Raw genomic sequence first — 12207 nt, 5'->3', positions numbered from 1 at the left:
AGCTAAAGCTGTAAAGGACAGAAAAGCTATAAAAAGCAAAAGCTATAAAGGACGACCGCAGATCCTTCCCTCCGCCTGAAAAACGGTTTCGTTCAGGATGACACTGCTTTCTTTTGTGGAAGAGCCTGGATGGGGGAACTATCGGTATCGATATCCCGGTTGTTCCCAAATGCGAAGGGCCGGGGGCACCCGAATTGGGGCGTACGGCATCCGATGCTGTTCCCTATTCCCTGTTTTTAAAAGCCTGCGAGGTGGCGGGCGGCGGCTAGGCCGGCTACTTCGTCGCCTTCCGGGTAGAATTCCATGGCTACGATGTGGCGGTAGTTCAGCTCCCTCAGTTTGCGGAAGATGTTGGCGTAGTTGATTTCGCCGGTGCCGGGGTCGTGGCGGCCCGGGACATCGGCTACGTGGATGAGGCCAATTACATCGATGTGTTTTTCGAGTTTTTCTATGAGGTTTCCTTCGGCGATTTGCTCGTGGTACATGTCGTAGAGAAATTGCACCTGCGGGTGGTTGACGGCGCGGACTATCTCGATGGCTTCGGCGGCTGAGGGCAGGAAGTATTTGGGGTTTTCTTCGAGGTCGATGCACTCGAGCAGGATGCGGATTGGTTGACCGTTGATTTGTTTTCCTTCGACGAGGGCTGCGGCGCGCTTGAGGCCTTCGATGCAGCTTTGGTGCTGGGTTTCGCGGGAGAGGCCGGGAACGGTGTTGCCGGTGAGCACGATTATCGCCGGAATGGAGAGGGTTTCCATGATGACGAGGGAGTGGAGGAGGTCGGCGAGGAAGGCGTCGCGGTCGGCGGGGTTGCCGATGCCGTGCGGGAGCCCAGCGGTGCAGTCGATCTGGATGCCGTAACGCTTGCAGGCGGCTTTGGCGCGATCGAAGTCTTCGGGCTGCCAGTGGTCGTACTCGCTGACCAGCTCGACGTTGCGGTAACCGGCTTCAGCTATTTTTGCAAGGCGCTGCTCGAAATTAGAAGGGCCGGGTGGGAGCTTGCGGAAGACGGACCACAGCATGACAGAAAGCGAGTAGGGCGGGGTGGGCTGGGGCTGTGCGTGGAGGGTGGGCGCGGCGAGTGGGCTGGCCGTGGCGGCAGCTATGAGCTTTGCAAAGCTTCGGCGGTTCATCGCTGCCAATGCTATAGGAAGTTTTCAGGCACGACAAAACCCCGTCTGAGGGACGGGGTTCGTTCGTGGAACGCAGATTTATGAGGAAAGGCTGCTGGCTTCTTATCGCCGGGTGCTTATCCCTTGACGATCTTGCCAGTCTTGATGCAGCTTGTGCAGACGCGGATGCGCTTGGAGGCTCCGTTGACGAGAGCCTTGACCGACTGGAGGTTTACGTTCCAGCGGCGGCGCGTTACGTTGTGCGCGTGCGAGATGTTGTTACCGAACTGCGGACCCTTGCCGCAAACTTCACATACCTGTGCCATGACTTCTGCTCCAAAACTTGTCTGAATTTCGCGCGGATGCTGCCCGTTTGGGGCGGCTTGCGGGTCCAAGGCCGCGCATCAACGCTGGTCCGGACCGGCAGAAACGGGGCGTACGCGCACTTTGGCTCGCGGCCCACGGCTTGCCGAATTTCTAGTATAGCGCAAGTACGCGTTGAGGGGAAGTCTCAAACCGCAGGGAACGAGGGAACAAGGGTCCGAGGGAACGATAAAGACGTTCCTCTAGCGGCTGTATTGCTCGTCGGTGACGTGTTCGAGCCAATCGACTACTTTGCCGTCTTTGCGCTCCTGAATAGCAATGTGGGTCATGCCGGTGGTGGACGTGGCTCCGTGCCAGTGTTTTTCTTCAGGCGGGAACCAGACTACGTCGCCGGGGTGGACTTCTTCGATGGGGCCACCTTCGCGCTGTACCCAGCCTGTGCCCGCTGTGATGATGAGCGTTTGGCCGAGGGGGTGGGTGTGCCATGCAGTGCGCGCGCCGGGCTCGAAGGTTACGCTGGCTCCGGCCACTAAGGCTGGATCAGGGGCGCTGAAGAGCGGGTCGATGCGGACGCTGCCGGTGAACCAGTCGGATGGGCCTTTGCTCGATGGCTTGATGCCTGTGCGTTGGATGTCCATTTGTTGATTGTCGGATTGGAGTGCAGTCGATGACAAGGGACTTTGTGGACTGAGGGCTGGGGGGCCTGAAATGCAAAAACAACTGCAGATCCTTCGACTCCCTCCGGTCGCTCAGGATGACAGCTTTGTTATTGGGAGAAGACAGACGGCGTGGAGCACGATTCGCTGTGTGCGCAGCAGAAAAATACTCCCTTGTCCGCAGCGAGTGGACAAGGGAGTTCGGAAGGTGCAACAGCACGAAAGTCAGGAGGCACCGCACTGGTTGGCACGATGCTTTTTTCACGGCCACGGGCTAAAACGCGACCGAGAAACTTGAAGAAACTTACTGGCCGTTTGAGGGAGCGGCGCCAAAGAGGAGGTTGGTCTTGCCGAGCTGCAGCGTTTCAAGCTGGTTGACGCTGCCCTGACGGTTGACGGTGAAGCCGGTGTGGCCGTCCTTCTGGTCCTCTGCCTTGGCGGTAACAACGGCGGGGGCGGCTTTCTTGCCCTTCTGCTCGAAGCTGACCTGAACATTGGAGCCGGTGCCGGTCCAGGTGACCTTGTAGTCGCCGGCCGGGAGCTGGGTGGAACCAATCGTCACAGCTTCAGGAAAAGTGACGGACTTCTGGTTGGCGGCAGCGAAAGCGGGAGCAACGGAAACCAGAGCAAGGATTGCGGCGGAAGAAAGGAAGCGCTTCATAGGAGGATCTCCTCAAACCTGCCGCGTGAAGATTACCCCGTGTGGGGTACGGCATTAGATAGATTGCAACACACGATTGTCAAGAATGAACTTTAAGAAATGTAAAGCGCTTAAATTACGGTGCTGGTTTGGAGTGGAAACTATTGAAAATAATTCAATTAGATGACATTTCCTGCCGTACCATATTTGAATACGTTTTCAGAAGTGCCTCGAAAATGGTGCGGCGTATAAAGATTTTTTACGCGGCGAGGCGGGCGGTGGCGAGGGGGAGCACTATGCGGACGCGGAGGCCGGGGTACATGTTTTCGGCGTCGATGGAGCCGTGGTGGGCTTGTGCGGCGCGGCGGGCGATGGCGAGGCCGAGGCCGGAGCCGCCGCCGTCTTTGTTGCGGGCCTGTTCTACGCGGTAGAAGGGGTCGAAGATGCGGGCGAGGGCTTCTTCCGGGACGCCGGGACCGTGGTCGCGGACTACGATAACGGCGTTGCGGTCTACCTCTGAGACGGTGACTTCTACGGCTGTGTCTTTGGGCGAGTAGCGGACAGCGTTACGAAGGACGTTTTCTACGGCGCGGCGAAGCATTTCGCGGCTGCCCATAATGTGGCCCGTGATGCTGCCGGAAAGCTCGATGTGGCAACCGCGAATTTCGGCTTCTACGGCGCAGTCGCGGACTACGTCTTCTACCAGATCGGAGACGCAGACATTTTCCGCGCCGCGCAGGGCGGGATCGCCTTCGACGAAGGTGACTTCTACGATATCGGCGACAAGGGCGGAGATGCGGTCGATGTCGCGCTCGATGCGGTCGAGGGCAGATTGCGGGTCGGGAGCGGTGCGGGCCAATTTGACGGCGAATTTGAGGCGGGCGAGCGGGGAACGCAGTTCGTGGGAGATGTCGCCGAGGAGCTGGCGCTCGCTGACGATGAGGCGTTCGAGGCGTTCGGCCATTCGGTCAAAGGAGCGGGCGAGCTGGCCGATTTCGTCGGGGCGGCTGTTGTTGGTGCGAGCGGAGAGATCTCCCTGGCCGAAGATGGAGATGGTGGAGGCGATACGGCGGATGGGCAGCACGACGCCGACCGCTGTAAGCCAGAAGACGGCGGCTACAGCGGCGATAACGAGGAAGTAGTAGGGCAGGAAGGTCCAGATGAGCGTGCGGCCCTGCTGGCCGGTAGCAGCGAACCAGAATTCTCCGTCCCGTGCTCGGCGGGTGACGATCCAGTGGCCGTGACCGTCGTTGGTGCGGGATTGCACGGCGGGCTGGGGAGGCAGGAGCCAACTGCGGTTTTCTCCGGTCAGGATGTCTACGCCGTGCGTATCGAGCAGGAAGTGCTTGCCGCTAAAGATGCGGTTGAGCATGGCGGTGTAGACGGAGAGGCCTTGTGCGCCATCCTGCTCATAGGCCGAGCGGAGGCTTTCGAGCTGCACCTCGTCCATCTTGTCGAAGGTGGGCTCGAAGCGGATTTGCGTGATGCGGTTGGAGATGGCCTGGAAGACGACGAACGAGAAGCCGAGGATGACCGCGAGCGAAACAAGCGTGGCCACGATGAGGGATTTGAGCTGGAATACGCGCTCCACGGCTATTCGGCTCCCGTAAACATGTATCCTACGCCGCGGACGGTGCGGATTAGGTTTTGGCCGTTGGGGAGTTTTTTGCGCAGGTGGCTGATGTGCACGTCGAGGAAGCGGTCGTAGGGCGTGGCTTCACGCTCGAAGAGGGCGGCGGTGATTTCTTCGCGGGAGACGGCGCGGCCAGCGGAACGGACGAGCATTTCGAGCAGATCGAACTCCATGCCGGTGAGGGGGAGTAGCTGGTTGTTTCCCCATGCTTCCCGGGTTGCGGCGTTGAGACGGATGCCGCCGATGGAACGCTCGGAGGATTGCGCGGGGGGAACGAACTCGGAGCGGCGGAGGACAGCGCGGATGCGGGCGAGGAGTTCGTCGGGGTCGAAGGGCTTGGGGAGGTAATCGTCTGCGCCGGTGTTGAGGCCGAGGATGCGGTCCTGCGCTTCAACGCGCGCGGTGAGCATGATGACGGGCACGTTTTTGCGGCGACGAAGCTGCTGGAGGACTTCAAAGCCGTTGAGGATGGGCAGCATGACGTCGAGGACCACGAGGTCATAGGCTCCGTTGAGCGCGGTGGAGAGACCGTCGCGGCCATTGGTGATGAAGTCGAGGCGGTGGCCGGCCTGGGTGAAGAACTCGGTCATCATGGCGCAGAGCTCTTCGTCGTCGTCGATTAGCAGAAGAGAAAGAGCGGACTGTTTTTCGTACTGATCCATCGGAGAAATTTTGCCGAGAATTTTTGTTGAGGTACCTGACTGCGCTTGTATTCTGCCTCGCACCAAGTCTCGCATATTTGACGCACGATGCGGGATTGCCGAGTTGCGGTGAAATGGCGCGACCTGATTGGATGGTTGTGCTTTCCCGATGCGGTTTACTCACGAGGTGAAGAATGCAGGAGTTTCGCAGAGAGTTTTTGCGTATGGCGGGGCTGGGGGTTGTGGGCGGAGCGACGACGCTGGTTCCGCAGCCTGCGGGTTCGCAGAGCGGCTCAGTAACGTATGGGCGGCCTGTTTATTTCAATGTGCGCGCTTATGGAGCCAAGGGCGATGGCAACAGTATTGATACGCCTGCGGTTAATGCAGCGATTGCTGCGGCGGCGGATGCGGGCGGTGGCACGGTTATTTTTCCCGCGGGCGTGTATGCGTGCTATTCGATTCACCTGAAGAGCAATGTGGCGCTGTACCTTTCGCAGGGAGCGACGATTCTTGCGGCTTCCACCCCGTATGAGGGTGTGACGAGCGGCGGCTATGATGCGGCGGAGTCGAATGGGAAGTGGGACCCATATCAGGACTATGGGCACAACCATTGGCACAACAGCCTTATCTGGGGCGAGGGGATACACGACTTTGGCATCTTTGGGCCGGGATTGATTTATGGCAAGGGACTGAGCCGCGGGCATGACGATGATGGGAAGAATCTGCCGAACACTACGGCTCCCGGTGTGGGGAACAAGGCGATTGCGCTCAAAAACTGCTACAACGTGATTTTGAGCGACTTTTCGATTTTGCAGGGCGGGTGGTTTGGGGTGTTGGCCACGGGCGTGGACAACCTGACTATCGACAACCTGAAGATTGATACGAATCGCGATGGGATGGACATTGATTGTTGCCGTAATGTGCGGGTGTCGAACTGTACGGTGAACTCGCCGTGGGACGATGCGATTTGTCCGAAGAGCTCGTATTCGCTGGGCTATGCGCGCATGACGGAGAATGTGACGATTACGAACTGCTTTGTTACGGCTGGGTACAGGCTGGGCTCGGTGCTGGATGGGACGTGGAAGCCGATTATGAGCGTGGATGGACGGCGTTCAGGCACGGGGCGCATTAAGCTGGGCACGGAATCGAATGGCGGTTTTCGCAATATTGCGATTTCCAACTGCGTGTTTGAGGCTTGCCAGGGATTTGCGCTGGAGACGGAAGATGGCGCGATTGTGGAAGACGTTACTGTTACCGGCGTGACGATGCGGGATATCAATACGGCTCCACTGTTTTTGCGGCTGGGAGCGCGGCTGCGCGGGCCGAAGCCGGAGACGGTGATTGGGTCACTGAAGCGGGTGATTATCAGCGGTGTGAGCAGCTCGGGGGCTTCCCTGCTGCCGTCGATTATTGCGGGAGTGCCGGGACATCCGGTGGAGGATGTGAAGATTAGCGATGTGTATCTGCACCAGGTGGGCGGTGCGGAACAGGCGATGGCTTCGATCAACCCGCCGGAGAATGCGGAGAAGTATCCTGACCCTAGAATGTTTGGCGATTTGCCAGCGGCGGGGATTTTTGTGCGGCATGCGCGGAACCTTGAGTTGAGCAATGTGGAGATTGCTACCGGGCGCGAGGATGCGCGGCCTGCGTTTTACCTGGAAGATGTGGATGGGGCTGATTTCTTTCGGCTGAAGTTTCCGCAACGCAAGAAGAGCGGACAGTTCCGTCTGAAGGGTGTGAAGGATTTTCGCGTCTTTGGATGCCAGCATTATGGCGATGCGAGTATGGAGCAAGCGGATGACAAGGTGGTTTAAGGGTGCGCTGATGATGGCGATGGCTGCTGGTTCTTTTGCAGGTGCGCAGAAGGATGCGCCTGTTGTGGCGGCTTATGTGTTTCCGCAGAATGCGGCGCTGGCGGCTGGGCAGGTGGATGGGCGTGCTTTGACGCGCATCAACTATGCCTTTGCGAATATTGAGAACGGGCGCATGGTGGCAGGGTTTGCGAATGATGCGGCGAACTATGCCACGCTGACTGCGATGCGGAGGCAGAATGCTTCGCTGACAGTGCTGGTTTCTGTGGGCGGATGGCTTTGGTCGGGGGGCTTTTCCGATGCCTCGCTTACGGCGCAGAGCCGCGCTGTGTTTATTGACAGCGTGATGGAGTTTTTGCGGCGGTACGACCTCGACGGACTGGATATTGACTGGGAGTATCCGGGGATGGTGGGCGCGGGGCATGTGTTTCGTGCGGAGGACAAGCACAACTTTACGCTGCTGCTTGGGGAGTTGCGCGCTCGCTTTGATGAGGAACAGAAGAAGACTCATCGGCGGCTTTATCTGACGATTGCCGCAGGGGGTTCGGATGAATGGCTTGCGCATACGGAGATGGCGGAGGTTGCGCGGGTTGTGGATACGGTCAACGTTATGGCTTATGACTATTACGAGCCTAGTTCGGATAAGTTGACCGGGCATCATGCGCCGCTGTTTACGAATCCTGCAGACCCGAAGAAGATTTCTGCGGATGCTTCTGTGACGGCTTTTGAGAGCGCGGGCGTGCCTGCGGAGAAGATTGTGCTGGGTGTGCCGTTTTATGGCCATGTGTGGGGCGAGGTTGGCGGCACGGCGCATGGGCTTTACCAGGCGGGCAAGCCGATTCCGGGGGCTTATGCGGCATACAACGGGATTGAGTCCACGATGCTGGGGCAGGGGTATGTGCGCTACTGGGATTCTGTCGCTTCGGTGCCTTATCTCTACAACGCAGAGAAGCACATTTTTGTTTCGTATGAGGATGCGGAATCGATTGCGGCGAAGGGGCGCTATGTGCGTGAGCATCATTTGGCCGGCATGATGTTCTGGAGCTACGAGGGCGATGCGAATGGCAAATTGCTGCATGCTATAGATGCCGCGCTTGGGGTGAATGCAGGGCGCCAGGGCGCGGCGGATTGAACTCTACTCCAAGTTAAATGTGTGCGAAAAGCTTTGAATCAATCGCTTTACTTGCGATAGATGCCGCGTGATAGAGTTGGTGCGCCTGGGAAGAGCGCTACCGCCAGCACGCTAATTTTGCGGCGCTCGCGGTGATGCAGATACTTCTCAAAAAACTCTTCAGGACTGGCCTTGTGATGACGAAGAAAGCTGTTGCTCTACTGGTTGTGTCTGTCTTCTCGATGGCTGCGTGTGCGTTTGCGCAGCAGAGCTCCAAATATCCCTTTCAAGATCCGACGCTGCCGATGGAGCAGCGCATTACTGACCTGCTTAGCCACATGACGATTGATGAGAAGGTGGCTGTGCTGGGAACGCAGACGGGGGTGCCTCGGCTGGGCGTGCCGAATATGGGCTCTACAGAAGGCATTCATGGCGTGGTGCAACGTGAACCGCGGAACGGACGCCAGCCTGTGACTACCACGCAGTTTCCGCAGCCACCGGGCATGGGCGATACGTGGGACCCGGAGATTGTGCGCGAGGCTGCGAGTGTGCAGGGGTATGAGTCGCGGTACATTACGCAGACAGCGAAGTACGACCGGCAGATTCTTATCAACTGGGGGCCGCAGTCGGATTTGGCGCGTGACCCGCGCTGGGGGCGCAGCGAAGAGGTTTATGGGGAAGACCCGTTCTTTAACGGGACGATGGCCACTGCTTTTATTCATGGGCTGCAGGGGGACGATCCGAAGTACTGGCAGGCTGCGGCGCTGCTGAAGCATTTTCTGGCGAACAGTAATGAGGATGACCGCGCTGGGACTTCTTCTGACTTTGATGAGCGGCTGTTTTGGGAGTACTACTCGGTTCCCTTTCGGATGGGTTTTCAGGATGGCGGCGCGAAGGCCGTGATGGCGAGCTACAACGCGTGGAATGGTACGGCGATGGCTATCAATCCGATTTTGAAGTCGATTCTGCGCGATAAGTGGGGCGTGGATATTCTTTCGTCGGATGGAGGAGCGGTGCGGCTGCTGTGGCAGCGGCGGCATCTTTTTGCTGACCAGAAGGCCGCAGTGCGGGCTTGTTTGAAGGCGGGTATCAACCAGTTTCTTGATAAGTGGGAAGACGAGACGCATGCGCTGCTGAAGGATGGCTCAATCAGCGAGAAGGATATTGACGAGCTGCTGCGGCCCAAGTTTCGCGTGGCTGTTCGGCTGGGGCTGCTGGACCCGCAGGAGCTGGTGCCTTACGCCAAGATCAAGGACGGGCCGGAGCCTTGGAACTCTGACAAAGACAAGGCTGTCTCGAAGAAGATTGCGTTTGAGTCGGTTGTGCTGCTGAAAAACGAGAAGGATTTTCTGCCGCTGAAGAAGGAGCAGATTAAATCGATTGCGGTGATTGGGCCGCTGGCTAACAGCGTGGAGTGGGATTGGTATGGCGGTACGCCGGCGTATAAGGTGACTCCGCTGGATGGCATCAAGGCCGCGGTGGGGCCGGATGTGAAGATCAACTATGCGGAGAGCGAGGTTGACCAGGCCGCGGTGAAGGCGGCGCGGGAGTCTGATGTTGCGGTTGTTGTGATTGGCAACGACCCGAAGTGCGATGCGGACATGGCGCATGACTGGTCGGACAATGGAACGTTTCCCTGCAGCAATCCCAGCGATGGGCGCGAGGGGCGCGACCGCGAGACGATCAACACTACGGAAGAACAGCTTGTGAAGCAGGTTTACGGCGTCAATAAAAAGACGGTTGTGATTCTGGTTTCGAGCTTTCCGCTGGCGATTAACTGGACCGAGGAGAATGTGCCGGCGATTCTGCATATGGCGCACTCGTCGCAGGATGAGGGCACGGCGCTGGCGGCGGCGCTGTTTGGTTATTTGAATCCGGGTGGGCATCTTGTGGAGACGTGGCCGAAGAGCCTGGACCAGTTGCCGCCTATGATGGACTACAACATTCGCCATGGGAAAACGTACATGTACTTCAAGGGCGAACCGCTGTATCCGTTTGGGTTTGGGTTGAGCTACACCACGTTTAAGTACGCGAACCTGCGCACCAGTGCGGCGAGCGTGGCGAAAGATGGCTCGGTGACGGTGAGCGTGGATGTGACCAACACGGGCAGCCGGGCCGGGGATGCGGTGGCGGAGCTTTATGTGAAGCACCTGGCTTCCAAGGTTGTGCGGCCGAATGAGGAGCTGAAGGGCTTTCAACGCGTGACGCTGCAGCCGGGTGAGACGAAGACGGTGGAGATTCCGCTGAAGGCGAGCGCGCTGGCTTACTGGGATGAGAAGGCTAAGGACTTCCGCGTGGAGGCTGAGCCGGTGAGGCTGATGGTGGGGAGTTCTTCCGCCGATTTGCCGGCGGTGGCTACGCTGCGAGTGCAGTAGCTTCCGGGTGCGGTTCCGACTGTCCGGAACCGCACGCTTTGGACGTTTTTATGTGAAATATTTTGCTTTCAGACGATGTTTGTTTCCGTGTGTTTCCAACCGCGTTACACTTTTGGATAGGCGGCTGCTATTTTTTCGACAGCCGTTTCCGTGCAGGTTACGGATTTACTGGCTCGAAAGGCCAGGCTTGAAGGATTTGGCTCAGCATCATGCTGCTTGAAATTTGTGTGGACTCTCTGCAATCCGCCATTGCCGCCCAAGCGGGTGGCGCGGACCGAATCGAATTGTGCTCAGCATTGAGCGAAGGCGGGATTACTCCCAGCGCGGGGTTGATTCGCGCAGTGCGCGAGGCTCTGACCATCAAGGTCCATGTGATGATTCGCCCGCGCGGCGGGGACTTCTGTTACACACCTGACGAAGTGAAGACGATGCTCGAAGACATTGAGCAGACGCGTGCGCTGGGTGCGGACGGCGTGGTGTTTGGCGTGCTGACGCCCGATGGCGATGTGGACGTTGCGGTTACTTCTCAGCTTGTTGCGGCAGCGCGACCGATGAAGGTGGCTTTTCATCGCGCTTTTGACGTTACGCGTGAGCTGGACCGCTCGCTCGAAGACGTGATTGCGGCTGGCGCGGAGATTCTGCTGACATCGGGCGGCGAACGGGACAGCATTGCAGGCACGGCGAGCATTGCGCAGTTGCGGAAGGATGCTCGCGGACGGATTACTATCCTGGCCGGGGGCGGCGTGCGCTGCAATAATGTGCACGATTTTGTGCTTGCTACGGGTGTGGAGGCGGTACACACTTCGCTGGGTGCGACTGCGCCTAGTATTTCCCGCTATAAAAATCCCAGGGTGAACCTTGGCACGCCGGGCGTGGAGTATGTGCGAAACGCGGTGTATGCCGAGGATGTGCGTGCATTGCGCCAGGCGCTGGATGCGGTTACGGTGGGCACGGAGCGGGGGTAGGTTTCTACTCCCCGCGCATGGCGTGCCACAACGCGCCGCGCACCGGGTCGGCGGGTATATCGAGAAATTCAATGGCAGGATAGCGCTCGCGCAGTGCGGCGCGCATGGCGTCACGCTCGCGCTCGACATGCGTGAGAATGCTGCCCGCGGTGGCGACGCGCGGCGGGGCGAAGGTTGCGGTTTCTGCGGCTCCGGTTTCAATGGCGCGCATGCGCTCGATGAGCAGAGTGGCGAGATAAGCGAGGTCGCGGCCGCCTTGTTCCAGAATTTCGATGGCGACTTCATCGCCCTGCTCTGCCAGCTCGACTACTTTCGGCGCAAATTTGGATGCGTAGCGCACGGGATGCTGCGCGTTGGCGAACTCGATAAGCGCATCGACGGTTGGAAGGTCGAATAGTTTTCGCGCGGCTTCCAGTAGTTGCGAGGAACGATGTGCATCGCGGGCGAGAAAGCCGCGGCGCAGGCCTTCAAGGCCGATGAAGTGGCCTGAGCCCTGGTCCGCGAGGTTGGGGCCCCAGCCGCCGGCGGTCATGATTTCGCCGTTTGCGGCGCGGGCGGCGGCGTTGGAGCCAGTGCCTGCGAGAATCAGCACGCCACGGCCTCCCTGGAAGGATGCATCGAGCGCGATTTCTACATCGCCGAGGATAAGCAGGTTGCCGCCGACGCGCTTGGAGAACTCTTCGCGTAGCCAGTCGGTGACGAGCGGGACGGTGTTGCCGGATGTGCCGATGCAGGTGCAGGTGATTTCGGACATCTTGACACCTGTGGCCTGTTCCAGCTCCGCGAGCGCGCCAGCGATGTTTTGCTGCGCTACGGCTGCGTCGGCATTGACGCGGCGGATGGCGCCGCTGAAGGTGCGTTTCAACTCGCGTGTTTCGTCAGCGAGAAGGTACTCGGCTTTGGTGCCGCCTGAATCAATTGCGAGAAAATACGACATTCTTT

The 12207-nt window shown here is 58.9% G+C and carries 11 protein-coding genes; 4 read left to right on the top strand and 7 right to left on the bottom strand.

Translation table 11 applies throughout. The features are described 5' to 3' along the window. Window positions 1-236: 236 nt before the first annotated feature. The 6 genes from AC5S3R_RS01235 to AC5S3R_RS01210 form a co-directional block, all read right to left on the bottom strand. Window positions 237-1130: a TIM barrel protein gene (locus tag AC5S3R_RS01235; RefSeq protein WP_494264787.1), complete on the bottom strand. Its 894-nt coding sequence runs from the start codon at window positions 1128-1130 to the stop codon at window positions 237-239. Between the two features lie 116 nt (window positions 1131-1246). After that, window positions 1247-1435: a 50S ribosomal protein L28 gene (gene rpmB / locus AC5S3R_RS01230; RefSeq protein ID WP_494264786.1), complete on the bottom strand. Its 189-nt coding sequence runs from the start codon at window positions 1433-1435 to the stop codon at window positions 1247-1249. Window positions 1436-1675: 240 nt separating this feature from the next. Beyond that, on the bottom strand, window positions 1676-2071 hold the full coding sequence (locus AC5S3R_RS01225) for a (R)-mandelonitrile lyase (protein WP_494264785.1): 396 nt from the start codon (window positions 2069-2071) through the stop codon (window positions 1676-1678). Window positions 2072-2393: 322 nt separating this feature from the next. Continuing rightward, the gene (locus AC5S3R_RS01220; protein ID WP_494264784.1) at window positions 2394-2750 is read right to left on the bottom strand and encodes a hypothetical protein; all 357 of its coding nucleotides are present in this window, start codon (window positions 2748-2750) and stop codon (window positions 2394-2396) included. 238 nt (window positions 2751-2988) lie between these two features. Next, window positions 2989-4320: a sensor histidine kinase gene (locus AC5S3R_RS01215; RefSeq protein ID WP_494264783.1), complete on the bottom strand. Its 1332-nt coding sequence runs from the start codon at window positions 4318-4320 to the stop codon at window positions 2989-2991. 2 nt (window positions 4321-4322) lie between these two features. Further along, complete coding sequence (locus AC5S3R_RS01210; protein ID WP_494264782.1) at window positions 4323-5024, bottom strand: response regulator transcription factor; 702 nt, start codon at window positions 5022-5024, stop codon at window positions 4323-4325. Window positions 5025-5197: 173 nt separating this feature from the next. On the opposite strand from AC5S3R_RS01210, the gene AC5S3R_RS01205 reads away from it, so the two are divergent. The 4 genes from AC5S3R_RS01205 (at window position 5198) to AC5S3R_RS01190 (ending at window position 11265) form a co-directional block, all read left to right on the top strand. Further along, window positions 5198-6817, top strand: coding sequence for a rhamnogalacturonidase (locus AC5S3R_RS01205; protein WP_494264781.1), 1620 nt, complete (start codon window positions 5198-5200; stop codon window positions 6815-6817). Continuing rightward, window positions 6801-7946, top strand: coding sequence for a glycoside hydrolase family 18 protein (locus AC5S3R_RS01200; RefSeq protein ID WP_494264780.1), 1146 nt, complete (start codon window positions 6801-6803; stop codon window positions 7944-7946). The genes AC5S3R_RS01205 and AC5S3R_RS01200 overlap by 17 nt, the downstream gene beginning before the upstream one ends. A 176-nt stretch (window positions 7947-8122) precedes the next feature. Beyond that, window positions 8123-10300 carry a glycoside hydrolase family 3 C-terminal domain-containing protein gene (locus AC5S3R_RS01195; RefSeq protein ID WP_494264779.1) on the top strand — a complete coding sequence of 726 codons (2178 nt, stop codon included), beginning with the start codon at window positions 8123-8125 and terminating at the stop codon, window positions 10298-10300. 209 nt (window positions 10301-10509) lie between these two features. Further along, window positions 10510-11265: a copper homeostasis protein CutC gene (locus AC5S3R_RS01190; RefSeq protein WP_494264778.1), complete on the top strand. Its 756-nt coding sequence runs from the start codon at window positions 10510-10512 to the stop codon at window positions 11263-11265. 4 nt (window positions 11266-11269) lie between these two features. Here the strand turns inward: AC5S3R_RS01190 and AC5S3R_RS01185 are convergent, their stop codons facing one another. Further along, window positions 11270-12202, bottom strand: a complete 933-nt coding sequence (locus tag AC5S3R_RS01185; protein WP_494264777.1) for an N-acetylglucosamine kinase — start codon at window positions 12200-12202, stop codon at window positions 11270-11272. Window positions 12203-12207 lie beyond the last annotated feature (5 nt).

Source organism: Occallatibacter sp. FHG110214_02, assembly GCF_059115385.1.
Note: the sequence above shows the minus strand (reverse complement) of the source record. Positions and strands in the feature narration are given on the sequence as shown.